Here is a 19,031-nt window from a genome sequence, read left to right as displayed (position 1 = left end):
GGATGATGGGCGGGATGGGGATGCCCAGTTTCGGTGGTGGCGGTATGCCCACCGGTGGTGGCGGTGGTGGCGGCATCTCCGGCCTGAGCGCACTGAGCTCCTTGTCCTCACTCGGCCGCGGCCAGAATGGCCACCGCGGCGCATCCGGCGCCGAACAGCAGGTCAATGCACTGTTCGGGCAAGGTCGCGCGCCCAGCGGGACCATCGAGCGAGCTATCGCGTTCGCCAAAGCTCAGCTGGGTAAGCCGTATCGTCTGGGCGCGAATGGCCCTGATGTCTGGGACTGCTCGTCATTGGTCCAAAAGGCCTATGCGAGTGCAGGGATCGAGCTGCCCCGCCGGACGTATGAGCAGATTGGTGTGGGTATGCCGGTGTCGCGCAGCGATATACGAGCCGGGGACATCATCCTGCAGAACTTCTCGGCTCCCGGCGTTCCTGAGCATGTGGCGCTGGCCGTGTCGCCGACGATGCAGATTGAAGCGCCGAATTCGCGCGAGGTTGTGAAGTACTCGCCGATTCCCTCGGGGCCCATCGTGGTCAAGCGGGTCGCCTGACATCCGAACCATCATCAGCCTCGATCACTGGGCGCAGTGATCGGGCGGGATTCGATGGATTTTGGTGTGGTTGAGGGTGCTGGCCACCGTTAGTTTGGGGATACGCGAATGCGTTCGCCTGGGCGGACGGGGAGGTAGACGGGGTGGCTGAGCAGCAAGAACGGGATCAGAACGCGACTTCAGGTGGGTCGCGGTGGCGGGGCCGCGGGCTGGGCTATGCAACTCGGGTGCAGGTAACCGCGCACCAGTTCAATGCGCGGCGTGCCGTCACGGCATTGACCCGCTGGTATGTCGGCATGGAGTCCGATCAGCATCGCAGGCAGTCGATGGCTCATCTGGCCGGTGCGACCGTCGTAGTGGTGATCTGCCTGGGCGCCTTGTTTTGGTCGTTTCTGCGGCCGGCGGGATCGGCGGGGCAGTCCAAGATCATTGCCGACCAGAACACGAACGCGCTGTATGTGCGGGTCGGCGACACCTTGCGTCCTGTTCTGAATCTGGCGTCGGCGCGGTTGATCGCGGGATCTGCGGACAACCCTGTGCGGGTCCGCAACAGTGAGATCGAGTCGCGGCCACGGGGAACACTGGTGGGTATCCCCGGCGCCCCGGACCAGCTGGCTGTGACCTCGCCGCCCAAATCGTCGTGGCTGGTGTGCGACGCGGTCACGAAGGCATTCGGCGCCGGCGCCCCAGAGCCGGTGACGGTGACCGTGATTGACGGTCAGCCTGACCTGTCTGACCGCCGGCGGGTGCTCGACCCGCAGGAGGCGGTGCTGCTGCGCTATGACGACGGTGTATGGCTTATCCGGGACGGCCGCCGCTCCAAGGTTGACCCGGCCCAGCGACCGGTCCTGCTAGCACTGGGCGTGAGCGCCGACAACATCTCCTCGGCGCGGCCGATGAGCAAGGCGTTGTTCGATGCGATCCCGGTCGGATCGGCTCTGTCGGTGCCGATGATTCCCAAACTCGGTGAGCCAGCGGGCTTTCCGAAGGCCCCAGGCCCGGTGGGATCGGTGGTGTCGACTCCGCAAGTCGGCGGTGACCTCACGTACTCGGTGGTGCTGGCCAACGGAATGCAGACCGTCTCGCCGGTGGTGGCGCAGATCTTGCAGAACGCGAACGGAACCGGCACGGGGATGCCGGTCCTGGCCGGCGCTGCGCTCGCTGACCTTCCTGTCACCGACAGCTTGGATGTCTCGGCATACCCGGATCAACGGTTGCGGCTGGTGGACACCGAGGCCAACCCGGCCACGTGTTGGTGGTGGCAGAAGACGGTCGGGGAGGGCCGTGCGCAGACGTCGCTGGTGTCGGGTCCGACGGTGCCGATCACGGCCGACAAACTGGACAGGGTGGTGTCCAGGGCTAAGCCCGATCCGTCCGGCGCATTGGCCGACAAGGTGTACTTCGGGCCGGATGCGGCGAACTACGTGGCCTCCACGGGCAACGATCCCGCCGCGGCGACCGTGGAAACACAGTGGTTCATCTCGGAGTGGGGTGCTCGTTTCGGGGTGCCCCGCGATCAGGAGACAGAGCGCGCGCTGGGGTTTGGCACAGCGACCCTCCCGGCACCGTGGGTGGTTCTCAAGCTGCTGACGCTGGGCCCGGTGTTGTCGAAAGCGGATGCGGCGGTAACCCATGACATTTTGCCGACAGATCAGCAGCCAGGGGAATTGAGGCAGCCGAAGTGAAAAAGAGTTTTGGTCGCGAAACGGTTCTTGAGGCCCCGCGCAAAATCACGCCCAGGCAGATCAATCTGCTCGCTCCGCTGAAAGTCCCTGTGCCCGAGGGCAAGCCGTGGTGGCTGGTAGTGGTGGCCATCGGCGTCATCGGCTTGGTCGGTGGCATCGTGGTGGTCTCGTTCGCCAGCGGTGCAAGAACCTTCAACGGGGTAGGTGCGCTGTTTCCGATCATGATGGTCGGCGGCATCATCGCGATGCTGTTCGGTGGCCGGTTCGGCGGGGGCAACCAGATGTCGCGAGGCAAAATGGACGCCCTACGCGCCCAGTTCATGGTGAAACTTGATGAGCTGCGGCGCGACTCGGATCGGGCCGCCGATGATCTGGATGAGAACTTCCGCTGGTATCACCCGCCGACGTCGACGTTGGAAGCCGCACTCGGTGGACGCAGGATGTGGGAACGCAGCCCGGCCGGACGTGATACCTGGTTCGGCGTCATTCGGGTGGGTGTGGGTATGACGTCGTTGAAGCAGGCGCAAGCGGTGTCCTTCGCCGAGCCGGCCGACATGCCCACCGATATCGAGATGGAGCCTGCGACCGGGGTTGCGCTGCAGGAGTTCGTTCGCGCCCAGCAGGTCACCTATGGAACACCGGCGTTGATTTCACTGCTCGTCGAGCCGGGTTGGCGGCTGGATGGCGATCGTGAGCGCGCGCTGGCGTTGATGCGGGCCATCGTGTGCCAGATGGTGTTCTCTCATGGGCCCGATCACCTGCAGCTGATCGCCATCACCGACGACGTCGAGGAGTGGGATTGGCTCAAGTGGCTTCCCCATGTCGCCGACAACCGCGTCCAGGACGCCGCGGGCGGGTTGCGGATGGTCTACCCGTCGGTGCGGGACTTCTACGATGCGCAATACGGTGCTGTTCTGCAGGGCCGAGACCGGTTCAATCCGCGCCACGGCGCGGCCAAAGATCAGATCCAGCCGCTTCCGCACACGGTGATCATCAGCGACGTGTCCGATGGGTCCACGTGGAGCTCGTTGATCAACCCTGATGGTGTCGCGGGTGTCACGATCTTCGACTTAGGCGGCGTGGTGCCCACGAGCGCCAATCCGCAGCGGCTGCTGCGGGTGAGTCCGACCGGCGACGTCGACGCGGTCCCGCGTGATCTCAACACCTTCGCCCCCGAACTCGACAACGAGCCGACATTCTTCGCCCGCGCCGACCAGATGAGCCGGGAAGAGGCAGAGAATTTCGCGATGGGCATGGCGCGGCAGCGGCTCTCTCAGGCGTACGAAATGATCGATGTCGCTGAGGATCCGAGCAACGGGCCGGCTCGCGACATACTCAGCTACTACGACATTGATGACCCCGCGAACATTGACTTCAACGCGTTGTGGGGTTCGCGCAGAGACATCTTGTCCGAGGACCGGATGATCGCTCCGTATGGCACGCGAGCAGACACCGGGGAGCTGCTGACACTCGACATCAAGGAGACTGCCGCGGGCCCACACGGAATCATGGTCGGCACAACAGGGTCCGGCAAGACCGAGGGCCTGAAAACGTTCCTGCTCAGTTTGATTCTGGGTCACTCGCCGGAGATCTTGCAGCTGGTTCTGGCTGACTTCAAGGGCGGGGCGGGTGTGAAACCGTTTTTCGGTGCACCTCACGTGTCATGTGTGATGACCGACCTTGAAGATGACCAAACGCAGCTGGGTCGGTTCGTCGACGCCCTGTTCGGCGAGATCGCCCGACGCAAGAGGATGTGCGATGCCATCAATGCCGGAGATGCGGAGGACTACAACCGCCGTCGAGCCGACGCGGCCCGCAACCCTAACGGTCCTCAGCTGGATCCGATGCCTCGATTGTTCGTTGTGGTCGACGAGTTCACCGAGGGCTTCAAGATGGACCCGAACTTGCCGGTCATCTTCGACCAGATCGTGCGCCAGGGCCGCTCGCTGTGGGTCCATCTTCTGCTGGCCAGCCAGGAAGTGGACTCCCGAGCTGACAAGCTGACGACCAACATTCGGTATCGGCTGGCTCTGCGAACCGACTCAACGGCCAGTGCAGCTGCGTCCGGAGTGCCGGCGTCGGCGAACCTGCCGAACAAGAAGGGACTGGGCTATCTGCGTGTCGGGCTGACGGACGATCTGACCAAGATTCAGTTCGAGTACATGTGGCGCGACTACCGCAAACCCGGCGCGGTCAAGGATGACGACGGCGATACCGATCTGTCGACGGGCTCGCTGGAATACTTTGAGCCGCAGCTGTTCACGGTGGCACCGATCGTCGTCGACGAGCCCACCGTGGACGAGGTTACGGCGCAGCTCGTCGAGACCGACAGCCCGCCGTCGTCCTCTTCCGACGACGATGGCGCTATTCGTAAGCCCAAGGTCGGTGAAGTCATCATCGACCAGCTTCGCGCGATTCCGTTCGAACCACATCGGTTGTTCGGTCCGCCGTTGGACAAGCCGAGCACGATCGACGACGTCGTCGAGATGTATCTGGGCCGGCCGTGGGACGAGCGCTACGCTGCCCAGCCCGACCTGGTGTTTCCGATCGGCGTCATCGACAGACCGTTCAAGCAGGACCAGCAACCCCTATTGGCAGATGGCACAGGCAATTTGATGGTGCTGGGTGGACAGAGCTCAGGTAAGACCACCACGCTGGTGGACCTTATCTGCGCCGCGGCGATGACGCATACGCCAGAACAGGTGCAGTTCTACGTTCTGGCCTTGTCGGGCACCTCCCTGGCGGCGAGCGTGCGCGATTTCCCGCACGTGGGCCGGGTCGCGACCATGCTGGAAGAAGACGCCATTCGACGGACGGTGGCAGAACTTCTGGAGCTGCTTACCGTGCGTCGTCGCGGATTCCTCGAGTGGGGTGTGACCTCGATGGAGGAGTTCCGCAACCGCAAAGCCGCTGTGCGCCGGCAAGCGGGGGAGCAGGCCTCCGACGATCCGGTGGCCCAGGACCGGTTCGGCGATGTCTATTTGGTCATCGACAACTTCGCAGCCCTGACCGATCAGGCGTCGACATTCCGCGGCAAAGAGGTTCTCGTCGACGAGATCAACAAGTTGATCCGCGAAGGTGGCAGCTTCGGCATCCACGTGGTGGTGGCGGTGAGCAAGCCCCAGGAGTTGTCGCCACAGATGCGTGACTTGTTCAACGAGGGTCGTATCGAGTTGAAGGCCGACGAGACGAACGTGCGGCTGGTGAAGTCCTCGGAAGCCAAGAAGGTTCCCAGTAACCGCCCGGGCCGCGGCATGGTCCAGCAGAACTATCTGCGAGAGGGGTGGGATGTGGTCGGCCTGCACACCATGATGGCACGCCCAGCGTTGCGCGGAACTGGAGAGCGGGTGTTCGAAGCACAGAGCGTGGTGGCGAGGGTGTCCCAGCTGGCCGAGGGTTACCGGCCTGCCCCGCGTGTGCGCCAGCTGCCTAATCGCGTCGAGCTTGCGCAGCTGCGCAAGTCCGCTGCATCTCATAACCATGCTGGTGCGGTGTGGGCGGTCAACGAGTTCTCGCTGCCAGTGGGGTTGGATAACGCCCGCTCGCCGTTCCTGGTGGTCACGGGCAGCCGGCAATGTGGTCGCACGACGACATGTGCGGCGATCATGTCCGAGATCGGTCGGGTTTATGCGCCCGGTTCATCGAAAGCGGTGCGGGCTGCTGACGACACCCGGCCAACGGCGCAGGTCTGGTTGATCAGTCCGAGTCGTGAGCTGCTGCGGGTGCTCGATGACAGCTATGTGGAGGTCTTCTCCTACCGCACCGACACCACTGGACAGCTGGCGGAACGTCTCAGCACGGTTTTGGCTGACCGGCTCCCGCAGGCTGACCTGGCGATGGATGCCACGTTCGAGAAGTCTTGGACGGGCCCGGAGATCTTCCTGGTGATCGACGATGCCGAGCGCCTGCCGGCGGGTTACAACCACGTGTTCACGCCGTTGATGGAGGCGGCGAACGCCGCCGAAGATGTCGGACTCCACATCATCTACAGCCGTCAATTCGGTGGCTGGATGAGCGTGGCGGGACGCGATCCCCTGCTAGCAACAATGATGCAAGCAAACGCAGATTTGCTGGTGATGGATTCCGATTCGGACGAAGGGTTTGTTCGCGGAAGGTGGAAAGGTCATCCGATGCCTCAAGGGCGCGGATTCTTGATGGGTACCGGTGGATCGGGATCATACGTGCAGGTGGGATGGGTTCCGGTGGGTACTGAGAATGGTTGATTTTGGCTACGGCGCAACCTGTAGACCGCCGTTATGCTGAGTCTCACATCGTGACGTCGGGAGGAAAATTCATGTTTGTCAGCACCAGTCCGGCAGCAATGCTGGCAACCGCCGGAGAACTGCAGGGACTCGGCTCGACCATGACGGCAGCCAATGGCGCCGTCGCCGCTCCGACCACCGGTGTTCTCCCGCCGGCGGCCGATCCCACCTCGGCGCTGCTTGCCCTGTCGTTCGCCACTCATGGCGGGGTGTACCAGGCGGCAGGTGGGGTGGCGACGGCGGTCAATGAGATGTTCGTGACCACGATGGGTGTGGGGGCCGGCAGCTATGAAGCCACCGAGGCCCTCAACGTTCTTGCGTCGATGTAGCAGCGGCGAACCTTCGATCTGACTAGCAGATGACTGATTACGGTGGTCTTCCTCCGGAGATCAACTCCGGCCGGATGTATGCCGGACCTGGTTCGGGCGCCATGGTCGCGGCCGCGACGGCCTGGCACACTCTGGCCGCGGAGCTGGGCAGTGTCGGCGCGGCTTATCAGGCTGTCGTCGATGCCCTGCTGACCACCTCCTGGCAGGGACCGTCGTCACTGTCGATGGCGACCGCGGCCGCACCATACGTGACGTGGATCTTGGCTACCGCGGCACAGTCAGAGGCGGCAGGTCTGGCCGCCACTCAGGCAGCCGCGGTGTTCGAAACCGCCCGGGCGGGAGTGGTTCCACCAGCGGCGATCGAAGCCAACCGCAATGCCCTGCAGACCCTCATCGCCACCAACTTCATGGGCGTGAATAGCGGCGCGATCGCGGCCACGATCGCGGCATACGACGAGATGTGGGTGCAGGACGCCACGGTCCTCTACGGATATTCCGCGGACGCCGCGGGGGTGTCTAGTGGTCTGGCGGCGACGCCGTTCATCCCACCGCCGCCAAACACCAACCCGGCGGGCCTGGCCACGCAGGGCTTGGCGGTGACAGAGGCGGGCGGGAAGGCGGCCGGCAACGCCAGCGAGAAAGTCGCCAACGCGAGCCTGCAAACCACCTCGATGCCAGGCAACATGGATGCCCAGTCCATGCTGTCCATGGGCCCACAGTTCATGAGCATGATTCCGCAAGCGCTGCAAGGTCTTTCCCAACCTGCGACCGCACCGCTGCAGAGCATGGGCCAGTTTCAATCGCTGCTGAGCCCGCTCATGGGGGCGATGAACAACCCCGGCTTGACCAGCGCCGTCAACGCCTCGGGCATCACCGCCGCGCCTACGGGCGCCCTTTCGGCACTCAGCGGCGGGGGTGGGGGCCTGGTCAGCGGGGGCGCTGGTCCGGTGTCAGCGGCCCTTGGGCGCGGCGGCAGCATCAGTGGGCTGTCGGTGCCAGCGACATGGGCGGCCGGCACCCAGAACGGTGCGACCACGAACACCACGGTGGTACCAGCGTCGGCGACCACACCGACCGGCGCGGTGCCAGCATCCGGGAGTACCGGCATGGCCGGCGCCCCGGTGGGTGCAATGGGAGGCCGTGACGGCCAGGGGGACGGCGGGCAGCCCCGCTACGGGTCGGTGGTACGGGTTCTGCCGGATCCGCGATGACGAGCAGGCAAACTCGATCCTATGTGATTGACACAAAGAGGGGGTCAAAGATTTTTCCAACCAATTTCTTTTGACCGTTGCAGTGGCATATCCCGCCACTAGACTTCGAATTGCGTACAGCAAACACGAATTTGAACTGCCATTTCCGACAAGGAGATACACATGAGCACGGTGGCAAACTTCCTCAGCGATCCCGCGGCGATGCGCGACTACGCCGGCCGGTTCCACGGAAACTCCCAGACGATCGACGCCGAGTCGAAGAAGGCCTGGGCTTCGGCGACCGGGATCGCCGGCGCAGGCTGGACGGGCAACGCCAATACGACGTCGACGGGGACGCTCGAAGAAATGATGCGGGCGTTCCGCAACATCGTCGACATGACGCAGGGCGTCAGCGACAAGCTCAATCGCAGCGCCGACGAGTACGAACAGCGCGAGCACGAGTCGACGCAGATTCTGTCGAGCTAACGACAACCCGGCATCCTGAGGAGAAATCAACCATGTCACAACCGATGAAGTACGGATTCGAAGATGTCGACCATCACGGCATGACCCTGGCCGCCCAGGCCGGGCAGTTGGAGGCGGTGCATCAGGCCATCCTGCGTGACGTCGAAGCGTCCGCGGAGTTCTGGGGCGGCGCGGGCAGCAACGCCTACCAACAGTTCGTCACCGAGTTGGGCCGCAACTTCCAAACCATCTACCAGTCGCTGAGCGAGCACGGAAACAAGGTGCGCACAGCCGGCAACAACATGGCGCACACCGACAGCGCCGTCGGCGGTTCGTGGATCTAGGCCCACGCCCAACGACTCATCGCGGCGAGAAGCGGCGGCACCCTGCGACATGGGTGCCGCCGCTTTGCCGTATCAACGACATCGAGAAACGAGAGCAATAATGAGCGCGACACGCGAGTCTGCGGGCGACGTGACCGTCAACATGCCAGCCCTGTGGGTGCTGCAAGCGATGCTCGGAATCCCACGGCTGGCACCGGAATTGGAGGCGTGGCCCTACGGCGCTGCCCGCAGCGACGAGTGGCTCAACGGCCATCCTGCGGTCGAAGGATTACGCGAGCAAGGCATGGTCGACCCTGACGGACGGGTTATCGAATCACTGGCCCGGCGGCTTCGCGTTCTGGCGGTTCCCGACGTCGAGGTGGCAGTTCAGGTGGGCCCGGGCGCGCGGCAACAGTCCATTCCCGATCTCGACGATCCGAGCACATGGCGATCGATCCCGGACGGGGAGTTGAGGGTGGTGCTCGCTCGACAGGACGGACACTGGGTGTCGGCCGTTCGCGCTGGGGACGACGTGACGATCGACGACGTCGACGGCGGCGGCAGCGGCGATGCTCGTTGGCTGGTCGGCCTGGTCGTCGGCCTGCTCGACACTCTGCATCCATGTGGGCCGTCACGGATGACCGCGATCAATGTGTCGTTGGAGGAGATCCTGACGGCCGCGGCCGAACGAGCCGGGCTTGAGGCGGATTCGCCGCAACGTGACACCGCGTTGCGCACCATGGGCGTGCGGGCGGCCGACCTCGTCGAGCTCGGCGAGCTCATGGATGCGCCGGTGGCCGAGGCGGTGCTGTATGCGCGGGCCTACGACGAAGCAGCGGTACACACCAGTTCCTCCACGCTGGATGTCCGTGACAGTGATGCTGGCAGGGTTGTGCTCTATCAGTTGCCCTCGGTCCGCGGGGCTGCGCAGGAATGGATGACGATCGCCCCGGGCAGCGCAGTCCAGATCGAGCAGGGGGTGAAGACGGTGCTGGCAGGGGTGGGGGTTCGGTCATGGGAGACGCATCGCCGCGCATGACATGCGATCCGATAACGGCTGGTCATGGTGGACAAAGCGCGATCGGGCAAATGGATCACGGAAAGTCACGGTTGACCGTCGCTAAGCGGTATTTGTGGGCCATAGGATTGGTGCAGAGCCCGTCACAGTGAGCAATTGGGGTGGATTGAGAAATGGACAACCAGGATTTCGCAACGCGCTATTTCAGCGATCAGGCCAGAAGCAGCGACAGCGCGGACGAGGCGGCCGAGGGGAAGAAGGATCCGTTGACCGAACCCGCCTTGCCTCCCGAGCCGGAGGTCAGCGAGCCCAGCCGGCCAGTCGTCGATGACCCGACGATCGTTGGCCCAATGTCGGCCGAGGTCGCGGAGGTGATCGCGCGGCACGCGGCTCAACCAGACGCGGCGCGACGAGCCGACCAGCGGCAGAACGATGCTCCTGCGAGCCGGCGCCTACCGGCGCCATCTGCCAATGCTGAGGCTGTCCAGTACCAGCCGCCGGGGCAGTATCAGCATCCGGGCCAGCACCAGCCCGTCAACGGCCAGCAGCCACAGGCGAATCAGAGCACCGGGCAACAGTGGCACGCACGACAGCCGTACCCCGATGGCCATGGTGTTGCGGTCTCACGGCCCGGATCCGACAGTGAATCCTTAGCGCCACTGCAGATTGCGAGTTGGGCGTCGGCCAGTGACGGGTCACTCGCGCCGGCCTGGGCTACCGAGGCAACCCGCCATCTTCGTCACGACGATCTGGTCAAGACCCGCCGGATACCACCCGAGGAGGGCTGGCGGCACGCGGTGTATGTCGGCAGTGGGCACGTGGTGAATCTCGGTGCGGGACCGGCGGAGCGACTGCAGCTGGAGCGGCAAGCCCAGATCGCGGGGAACATTCCGGGCAACTACGAAGTTGCGGTGCTGTCGATCAAGGGTGGTGTCGGCAAGACACGCACGACGGCGGGGATCGGCACGGTGTTCGCGATGTACCGCAATGAGCCGGTCATCGCCATCGATGCCAATCCGACCTATGGGGCGCTCGGCCGCGTCGTCGATCCCCGCGCTACGTCGACCATCCGCGAGTACTTCGCCGATGGCGAGGAGATTCAGAAGCGCAACTACACCGACACCTATCCGCAGTCGCGCGCACGCACGGGCCAGAACCCGCAAGGGCTGGAAGTTCTTGCGGGAAACCAGAATGTGGCCAATCCACTGGGCTTGACGGCGGATATGTTCACCGCGACGCTTTCTCGTACGCGCCGGTTCTATCAGCTGGGGTTGATCGACTGCGGCGCCAATGTCGAGCACCAGGTGATGCCAGCGGTGTTGCGTGCGGCCAACGCATTGGTGATCGTGGGAACGGCGAACTTCGACGGGGCCGCGGCCGCCGAACAGACCATCGACTGGCTGGCCGCCAGGGGTAAGCATGATCTGCTTCGCCGGTCGGTGGTGGTGCTCAACGACGTATACGACTGCGCTGAAAAGAAATTCGTGACCGCCGTCACTCACTCGCTGGAACAGCGGGTCGGGGCGGTGAAGTTCGTTCCGTTCGATGAGCATCTTCGTGACGGCGCGGTCCTGGACTTCGACGCTCTGCGTAAGCCAACTCGGTTGGCCTACACCGAAATTGCCGCATGGGTGGCGGAAGGCTTTCCCACACCCGGTGGGGTGAGCCCCCGATGACGGCGGTGCAGCCACACGTGAGCGGGGTATCGGCAGCCCCGTCGCCTTCGGCCAACCGAGTGCAGGTGGCATTGATGGTGGCCGACGTTCAGTTCGCGGTCGTGCTCGATGCGGTGGCCCCGGTGTCGCGACACATGTCGGCCCTGGTCGATCTGTCCAACCAGCGACTCGACCAGATCGGACGACCCAAGCTGCAACCGGCCGGCGCGACCGACGGCAAAGGAAAGGTCGTGCGGGGCCGGTGGGCGCTGTGCTGGGTTGACGGCACCATGCTGCGCCCGTCGCGTTCACTGGCCGAGCAAGGCGTGGTCGACGGCACCAAACTGTGGCTGCAGTTCGTCGACGACACCGAATCGCGCACCCCGGTTATCGAGAATGTGACCACGGCCGCGGCGACCGAGTTGAGCCGCAACCGGCAGAAGATCACCCCGGGCCTGGCCGCCCGCATTGGTGTTGGGTTGCTGTCGACGAGCGTGTTCGTGGTGCTGGCGGTGCTGGCGCGTTGGCGCTACGGCCACGACGGGCTCGTGCCGGCAGCGGCAGCGGCCGTGGTTGCGCTGGCGCTCCTGGTGGCCGCTACCGTGCTGGCGATGCGGGCCGGGGTGACACGGCGTGCGCTTGTCGAAGACGACTCGTCCGATCGGCACGCGTGGTCGGAATGGCAGACCGAGGTCGCGGTGGCCGACACGTTACGGCTCACGGGCTGCGCTGCTACAGCTGTCGCTGCGGCTCTGGTCGTCCCGGGCCCGCTCGGGGCTCCGCATGGTGCGCTGGGTGCCACGGTGGCGCTGGCCGCCGCCGGACTGACGTTGCGGTACACGGGCCGTCACATCTCATTGTGCACGGCGGTGATCGTTCTTGGGCTGGTGGCGTTGGTGACCGGAGGGGTGCGGATGCTGTTGGTGACATCGGCTCCGGTGCTGCTGGCCAGTGTGCTCCTGGTGGCGATGGTCGGGATGAAAGTCACCCCGGGCCTGGCCCGTATTGCTGGCAAGATCCGGTTGCCGGTCATGCCGCCTCCAGGGCGGCCGTGGGTGTTTGAGACTCGGCCGTATCTGCCTAGTGAGGTCGTGGTGGTCGTGGGTGGCCGCCCGGTGCTGGAAGGCCCGGAGTCGGTACAGCAGGTGGCGCTGAACACCGAACGGGCCCGGGTCTACATCACGGGCATGTTGATGGCCTTCAGTATTCTTCTGGTGATCGCTTGCCTGGGGCTGTGCGATCCGCATGCTCCCCGGCGGTGGCTGATGGTGGCGCTGGCCGGTGTGGTGGCCGCTGCGGTGCTGCTGCACGGCCGGTCCTACACCGATCGGTGGCAGTCGTCGATCCTCGCAGTGACCGCCGTGACGATCATCGTGGTGGTGGCGCTGCGCTACGTCTTGCAGCTGTGGTCGCTTCCCGCGCTGCTCGTCGGATGCGGGCTGATCGTGGCGCTTCCGACCGTCGGCCTGATCGCCGCCGTTATTGTCCCGCGCAGCACCTACACGCCGGTGTTCGAGCAGTTCGTGGAATGGATTGAGTACCTCCTTCTGGCGGCGGTGTGGCCGCTGACGTTCTGGGCGATGGAAGTGTTCTCTGCGATCAGGTACCGCTCATGAACCGGCGCAGTCGCCTTCTGGCGCCGATGGTTTCGGCCGTCGCCGCGGTGAGTTTGGTGGCCACCTCCACGCTGTGGGGTGCGCCGACCGCCTGGGCGATCGAACCGCCCAGCGTCGACCCGGGCGCGTTGCCGCCTGACGGTCCGCCCGGGCCGCCAGAACCGATGCGTCAAGGCGCCTACTGCACCCGCGTGGCCACGCTTCCTGACACCGACTACAGGGTGCAGCCGCGTTACATGGACATGCTCAATCTGCCCGAGGCGTGGCGGTGGGGGCGCGGCGCCGGCGTCAAGGTCGCCGTGATCGACACCGGGGTCAGCCCACATCCTCGCCTGCCCAACCTCATCGGCGGGGGCGATTATGTGATGGAGGGCGGTGACGGTCTGGCGGACTGCGATGCGCACGGCACGTGGGTGGCATCGCTGATCGCCGCGGCACCGATGGACGGCAAGACCCCATTGCCGCCGCCGCGCCAGCCCCGCCGGCCGGACACCGTTCCGACGAGCGAAGCGCCGCCGCCACCACCGCCGCCGCAAACGGTGATCGTGCAAGTCCCATCACCACCACCTCCGCCGCCGCCGGCGCCCGCTGGTCCGCCGCCTCCGCCAGGGGAACCGGGTGTAGCGCCGTCGGCGTGGCAGCCGACCGGCACGGATGTGCGGGTGCAAGCGGTGAGCAACCGATTCAACATCCCGCAAGAACCGGTCGACGGCGCCGAGGTGCCGGCCGAGCCAGCCCCGCCACCGCCACCACCGCCGCCGCCGGCCGACGGATTCTCCGGTGTGGCACCGGATGTGGAGCTCATCTCGATCCGGCAGTCCTCAAAAGCGTTCAGCCCCAAGGATGCATTCAGCGGCGATCAGGATCCGGCCACGCGGAAGAAGGCCGGCGACATCCAGACGATGGCTCGCGCGGTCCGTCACGCCGCGGACATGGGCGCCCAGGTGATCAACATCAGTGCGGTGTCGTGCATGAACGCGTTGAATGTGATCGACCAGGGTGCGCTGGGTGCCGCCCTGCGCTACGCCGCGGTGGAGAAGAACGCGGTGATTGTGGCCGCTGCCGGCAATACCGGGTCGGGTGGCAACACTGACTGCGAGCAGAACCCGCAGTACAACCCGATGACACCGGATGATCCGCGCAACTGGGGCCAGGTCAAGACCGTGGTGACGCCGGCGTGGTTCGACCAGTACGTCCTGACGGTCGGGGCGGTGGACTCCGGAGGCAATCCGTTGACCGATCTCAGCGTCGCGGGCCCGTGGGTGGGTCTCGCCGCTCCCGGCACCGACGTTGTCAGCCTCTCGCCCCGCGACGACGGGCTGATCAACGCCACCGAAGGCCGCGACAACGCCATGGTGGCGCCGGCCGGCACGTCGTTCTCCGCGGCGATCGTCTCCGGTGTCGCGGCGCTGGTGCGAGCCAAGTACCCGGAGCTCACAGCTCACCAGGTGATCAATCGGCTCATCAGCACGGCTCGGCCGCCGGCCCGCGGCGTCGACAACCAGGTCGGTCACGGCATCGTCGATCCGGTCGCCGCACTGACGTGGGACTTGAAGGATCCCGGCGCTCGCGTTGGGCCGGAACGTCTTTCGTCGCCACTGTTCATCCCGCCTGCTCCGCCACCGCGGAACATGACACCGGTGTGGGTCGCTCTCGGCGGGATCGGTGGCGTGCTCGCACTGTGCGTGATCACTGTGGGGTTGACCGCGATGCGATCGAGGAGGGTCCGATGAAGCCGATGTTCGCACTCGGTGTGCGGGCGAGCTGGGCGCGGCTGGCCGTGGCGTTCCTCGCCGCTGTAGTGGTTCTGGCAGTGGTCTCCTCGACACTGGCCGGTCCGGCCACGGTGTGGGTGTCGATCGGGGTCGCCGTGGTGGTGGTCGCCGCTGTCCTGCTGACGTGGCGTCACGAACATGTGTTGACCCTGGTCGGTCGTCTCGTGCGGCGCCGGCCGGCGACAGGATTGCTGGCGGTGACTGAGGCCGCCGATCACACGACGCAGTGGCCGCCGACGTCGGCTGCGGTGCGTGCCCATGGCGAAGAGCTGATCGCGGTGGTTGCGGTGGACGGGCGCTCACACACTCCGTCGGTGCTTGACCACAACCGCGTGCAATCACCGGCCAGTCTGCCGATCGCGGTTGTCGCCGAGGCCCTGCGGCAGTTCGATGTGACGCTGTCGGGAATTGACGTGCTCAGCGTCGGTCGGCGCCGGGCACCCAACCAGCACCACCCCTATGCGGCAACCTACTCGAGGAAGGTAGGCGATCACGGTGCGATGGGCAGTCGCCGCACCGTCTGCGTGCTGCGGATGAACAGCCATGACAACGTTGATGCGGTCGCGTGCCGAGAATCTGTGGCCGCCACGTTGACTGCATGTGCGCAGCGGTTGGCGGCCGAGCTGACCGCTCAGCACTGCCCGGCCCGGGTGGTCGATGCCGCCGAGCTCGCCGACATTGACACCGTATTGGGCGCCGGTATTGGCGAACCGTCGCGCCCGGGCTGGGCGGGCCTGCATCATGATGGCGGCTCCGTCACTGCGTATTGGGTGTCCCCGCAGGATATTTCGAGCGAGACGCTCGACCGGGTCTGGGTTCCCGACTGCGACTACACCGCCACCGCCCTGCAGCTGCGGCCCGGGCCGGAACAGTCCACCGAGGTCGGGCTGTTGGTGCGCTACGCCACCGGAGGTCCGCTGCGTGAACCACCCATCCTTGGCCTCAACCCTCTGTCGGGGCGGCATGACCTGGGTGTGCGCGCAAGCGTGGCCGACGCGCCCACCCCGCGTCTGAGAGTTCCCCATCGGCTCCTGCGCGCCGGCGAGGATCTGCGGGCACCTATCGGCTCGACGGGCGTCATCATCGGTTCCACCATGAGCGGGCACCTGCTGCTGGTCAGCCTCGCCAACGCGGTACCCGCGTCAACGGCCAGCGTCACTGTGGCCAGTGAAGTCGCCCAGATGCTGCAACTGGCGATGAGCCACGCGGCGATCGGCTACCAGGTATTGGTGCGTTCGTCGCGGCCGGACATGTGGCGCGATGCCACAGGGGCAGGTTTGCACATCGTTCCCGGCCTGCCACCGAAACTGCCCAACAACGGCGACGGGGTGATGGTGATCTACGACGATCCGCGCTCCTCGGCAGGATCCAGCGCGGCCCGCGCTGCCGCCGGCCCGCGCGCTGCCATCACGGTACGGTTGGTGCCGGCGCGCACCGCCAGCGTCGCTGATGTTCACCTGGAACAGGACTCGGAAAATACGTGCGTCCTGCGCACCGCTGAGTTCACTCACCGGTTGAACTCCGACCTGAGCACCGAGCGCAATCTGATCCGGACACAGAAGCGGGGGCGGGTGGCCTGATGACCGTGGCGAACATGCAGAGCGCAGAGGCGGCCCGTCAGGCGCTCACCCGAGGGCTGTTGGCCTCGGGCGTGAGTGTGAACAACATGATGCCCAGTAACAACCCCGAGGTGGCGGCCAAGTCTTTCCGGATCGCCACCGACACCGACCCGTCGATGTGTGACGCCTGGCTGGCGCGCATCCACGCCGGCGACGACTCGGCCAAGACATTGGCGGGGGCCTGCGAGGCACGGGCAACGTTCGGCTGGGAATTTCAGCGTCTCGGTATCTTGCAGTCCTCTTTCTGCCCAATGGTTTTCGATGGACTGTTCGTGAGCCAGGAGATCACCTCCCGCGATTCCTTGCTGACCGCCTATGCGACGGCGCTGGCCCGCGAAGGCCGCTACGCCGATGCCAATGAGGTGCTCGACGAGTTGTCACCGACCGACCCATTCGACGCCGACCTGCACACCTACGCACAAGGAGTGCTGCACTTCCAGGCCAAACGCTGGCCCGACGTCCTGCGGTTCTTCACCGTCGACAAGGTCTGGCGCAAACCGGTCTACGGCGCCGCGGCCGCCGCGATGGCCAGCACGGCGCTAGCCTCACTGGGCGTGTTCGAGGACGCCTACCGCCGAGCTCAAACCGCGATCGACAACGAACTGGTACCGCACGCGGCCACGATCGCGCTCTACACCCAAGCCATGTGCCTGCGCCATCTGGGCAAACACGACGACGCTGCTCAACTCTTGCGGCGCGTGTACGCACGCGACCCCAAGTTCGCCCCCGCACGCCAGGCGCAAGACGACAAGGACCGCCGGCTCACGATCACCAACCCTGAAACGATCGAAGCCCGTACCGACCCGTGGGATCCGAACACCGAACCCACCCCAGAGACCGAGCAGGCCGACCAGCAAGCCGAGCTGCTCGCCGAGGCCGAGGCCGAACTGGACAGGCAGATCGGCCTTGTCGAGGTCAAACGGCAGGTGCACAAGCTGCGGGCAACTGTGAAAGTCAACAAGGTTCGAGAAGAGCGTGGACTTCCACTGATCATCCGCAGCCACCACATGGCATTCACCGGGCCACCAGGGACCGGCAAGACCACCATCGCCCGCGTGGTGGCCAACATCTACTGCGGCCTGGGGATCCTGCCCACACCGAAAGTCGTTGAAGCCAAACGCGCCGACTTCGTCGCCGGCTACCTCGGGCAGACCGCCGAGAAAACCGACAAGAAGATCGACGAGGCCCTCGGCGGGGTGTTGTTCATCGACGAGGCCTACGCCCTGATCCAGGAAGGCCTGTCGGGCGGGGACGCCTTCGGCAAGGAGGCCGTCGACACACTCCTTGCCCGCATGGAGAACGATCGGCATCGGCTCATGGTGATCATCGCCGGCTACGACGACGAGATCGACCGATTCCTGGCGTCCAACGAAGGCCTGGGCAGCCGAGTAACACGGAGACTTCGGTTCGGGTCGTACAACCCGACTGAGCTGGGTGAGATCGCGGCTTCCATAGCGGCCCAGAAAGAGTCGACCATCGACCCGGCGGCCAGCGAGCTTCTGGAGCAGGTCTGCGCCAAGCTGGCCGAGCACCAGGTGGAGACGACCGATTCCAACGGCCAACCCGGTAAACCGCGGCGTGTTCTCGACGTCGCCGGCAACGGCCGCTTCATCCGCAACGTGATCGAGGAGAGCTTCGACGAGCAGATGCTGCGTATCGCCGAAGAACTCGACACCGGCGAGGTCGACAACACGACCATGACCACGATCACCGAACGCGATATCGGCCCAGCTTTGAGAACCGTTCTGGCCACCGCTGTCCCGGGCGCCGTCGATCTCGACTCGGTCATTCCGACCACCGCCTGACCGGTTCCGAGCCGCCGTATCCCTGCTCACCGCCGCGCGGGGCCTAAAATCACCCGTGGGGAAGCCGGCGCGCAACGAACGCGGACGGCTCGAACGGGAGAGATGGGCGGGGCCAGGCGTGGGATATCGCGAGTTCACGTCTGCCGAGTACTCGGACCTGAGGCACCAGCACAACATCATGGTGCTGGTGGGCAACGGCTTCGATATTCAAGTCGCCCGGCGCTACGAGTCCCGGTTCTCTCCCCGCTATCCAGCCTTCTATCACTATCTCGCCTCTGCTCTTATCAGGGGTTAAATTCTCAAATAGCGTCATAGAGGTGTGTTGAACTGCGTTTTTACCTGCACTCACATGTAACCTGTTAGGTCATGGGCGGCCAGATTTTCGGCGAAAGTCAGCGGCGTGGCGCGACGTGGATTGTGGGATGCCGGGGTAAATGTTTACCCCATGGAACTACACGACGATCCGCAGCGGCTCGTGGAGGAACTCGTTCGCCAGCACGCCCAGGTTTTGGGCGAGGCGCACGGCGATCTGGCCGCGCGACATCCGGAAGTCCCGGATCGCTTTATCGATCAGGGCAGCCATGTCCGACCGATCACGGTGTCGTGCTCGGTTTTGGAAACGTTTCTGATGTCGCGGTTGCGGCGGCAGACTCCCAACTCGACTCTAAAAGTCAAGGCGGGCAACGGGATGGGGGTTCTTCTTGTCGACGAGAAGGGCTCACGGATTTATGTACG

Annotated in this window: 14 protein-coding genes; all 14 read left to right on the top strand. The window is 65.1% G+C overall.

Going from position 1 to position 19,031, the window contains the following annotated elements; genetic code table 11:
• Positions 1–554, top strand: a 554-nt coding sequence (locus tag A5779_RS06450; protein WP_064880098.1) for a C40 family peptidase, incomplete at its 5' end; no start/stop codon positions are given.
• A 143-nt stretch (positions 555–697) separates the two neighbouring features.
• Complete coding sequence (gene eccB / locus A5779_RS06445; protein WP_064880096.1) at positions 698–2,239, top strand: type VII secretion protein EccB; 1,542 nt, start codon at positions 698–700, stop codon at positions 2,237–2,239.
• The gene (eccCa, locus tag A5779_RS06440; RefSeq protein WP_064880094.1) at positions 2,236–6,462 is read left to right on the top strand and encodes a type VII secretion protein EccCa; all 4,227 of its coding nucleotides are present in this window, start codon (positions 2,236–2,238) and stop codon (positions 6,460–6,462) included. Before eccB ends, eccCa begins: the two co-directional genes overlap by 4 nt.
• Before the next feature lie 71 nt (positions 6,463–6,533).
• Positions 6,534–6,830, top strand: coding sequence for a PE family protein (locus A5779_RS06435; RefSeq protein ID WP_064880092.1), 297 nt, complete (start codon positions 6,534–6,536; stop codon positions 6,828–6,830).
• A gap of 29 nt (positions 6,831–6,859) precedes the next feature.
• Positions 6,860–8,041 carry a PPE family protein gene (locus tag A5779_RS06430; protein WP_064880090.1) on the top strand — a complete coding sequence of 394 codons (1,182 nt, stop codon included), beginning with the start codon at positions 6,860–6,862 and terminating at the stop codon, positions 8,039–8,041.
• A 162-nt stretch (positions 8,042–8,203) separates the two neighbouring features.
• Positions 8,204–8,506 carry a WXG100 family type VII secretion target gene (locus tag A5779_RS06425; RefSeq protein WP_064880088.1) on the top strand — a complete coding sequence of 101 codons (303 nt, stop codon included), beginning with the start codon at positions 8,204–8,206 and terminating at the stop codon, positions 8,504–8,506.
• A 32-nt stretch (positions 8,507–8,538) separates the two neighbouring features.
• Positions 8,539–8,829 carry a WXG100 family type VII secretion target gene (locus A5779_RS06420; RefSeq protein WP_082941557.1) on the top strand — a complete coding sequence of 97 codons (291 nt, stop codon included), beginning with the start codon at positions 8,539–8,541 and terminating at the stop codon, positions 8,827–8,829.
• 100 nt (positions 8,830–8,929) lie between these two features.
• Positions 8,930–9,847: an ESX secretion-associated protein EspG gene (locus tag A5779_RS06415; RefSeq protein ID WP_064880086.1), complete on the top strand. Its 918-nt coding sequence runs from the start codon at positions 8,930–8,932 to the stop codon at positions 9,845–9,847.
• Between the two features lie 152 nt (positions 9,848–9,999).
• Complete coding sequence (locus tag A5779_RS06410) at positions 10,000–11,502, top strand: MinD/ParA family ATP-binding protein (protein ID WP_064880084.1); 1,503 nt, start codon at positions 10,000–10,002, stop codon at positions 11,500–11,502.
• Positions 11,499–13,097 (top strand): type VII secretion integral membrane protein EccD, encoded by a 1,599-nt coding sequence (eccD, locus tag A5779_RS06405; protein ID WP_064880082.1) that lies wholly within the window; start codon positions 11,499–11,501, stop codon positions 13,095–13,097. Before A5779_RS06410 ends, eccD begins: the two co-directional genes overlap by 4 nt.
• Positions 13,094–14,830 (top strand): type VII secretion-associated serine protease mycosin, encoded by a 1,737-nt coding sequence (gene mycP, locus A5779_RS06400; protein ID WP_064880080.1) that lies wholly within the window; start codon positions 13,094–13,096, stop codon positions 14,828–14,830. Before eccD ends, mycP begins: the two co-directional genes overlap by 4 nt.
• Positions 14,827–16,452 carry a type VII secretion protein EccE gene (gene eccE / locus A5779_RS06395; protein WP_064880078.1) on the top strand — a complete coding sequence of 542 codons (1,626 nt, stop codon included), beginning with the start codon at positions 14,827–14,829 and terminating at the stop codon, positions 16,450–16,452. The genes mycP and eccE overlap by 4 nt, the downstream gene beginning before the upstream one ends.
• Positions 16,452–18,296 (top strand): type VII secretion AAA-ATPase EccA, encoded by a 1,845-nt coding sequence (eccA, locus tag A5779_RS06390; protein ID WP_082941555.1) that lies wholly within the window; start codon positions 16,452–16,454, stop codon positions 18,294–18,296. The genes eccE and eccA overlap by 1 nt, the downstream gene beginning before the upstream one ends.
• A gap of 445 nt (positions 18,297–18,741) precedes the next feature.
• Positions 18,742–19,031 (top strand): hypothetical protein (locus tag A5779_RS34250; RefSeq protein WP_207549036.1); only part of this gene is annotated, 290 nt, incomplete at its 3' end.

Origin of the sequence: Mycolicibacterium peregrinum, assembly GCF_001665625.1 — a bacterium.
GTDB lineage: Bacteria > Actinomycetota > Actinomycetes > Mycobacteriales > Mycobacteriaceae > Mycobacterium > Mycobacterium peregrinum_B.
This window is presented reverse-complemented; position numbering and strand designations above follow the sequence as displayed.

Coding starts and splice junctions, on each gene's coding strand:
- eccA (WP_082941555.1), top strand. CDS start 16,452: ATGACCGTGGCGAACATGCAGAGCGCAGAGGCGGCCCGTCAGGCGCTC.
- eccE (WP_064880078.1), top strand. CDS start 14,827: ATGAAGCCGATGTTCGCACTCGGTGTGCGGGCGAGCTGGGCGCGGCTG.
- A5779_RS06430 (WP_064880090.1), top strand. CDS start 6,860: ATGACTGATTACGGTGGTCTTCCTCCGGAGATCAACTCCGGCCGGATG.
- A5779_RS06420 (WP_082941557.1), top strand. CDS start 8,539: ATGTCACAACCGATGAAGTACGGATTCGAAGATGTCGACCATCACGGC.
- mycP (WP_064880080.1), top strand. CDS start 13,094: ATGAACCGGCGCAGTCGCCTTCTGGCGCCGATGGTTTCGGCCGTCGCC.
- eccD (WP_064880082.1), top strand. CDS start 11,499: ATGACGGCGGTGCAGCCACACGTGAGCGGGGTATCGGCAGCCCCGTCG.
- A5779_RS06435 (WP_064880092.1), top strand. CDS start 6,534: ATGTTTGTCAGCACCAGTCCGGCAGCAATGCTGGCAACCGCCGGAGAA.
- A5779_RS06410 (WP_064880084.1), top strand. CDS start 10,000: ATGGACAACCAGGATTTCGCAACGCGCTATTTCAGCGATCAGGCCAGA.
- A5779_RS06415 (WP_064880086.1), top strand. CDS start 8,930: ATGAGCGCGACACGCGAGTCTGCGGGCGACGTGACCGTCAACATGCCA.
- A5779_RS06425 (WP_064880088.1), top strand. CDS start 8,204: ATGAGCACGGTGGCAAACTTCCTCAGCGATCCCGCGGCGATGCGCGAC.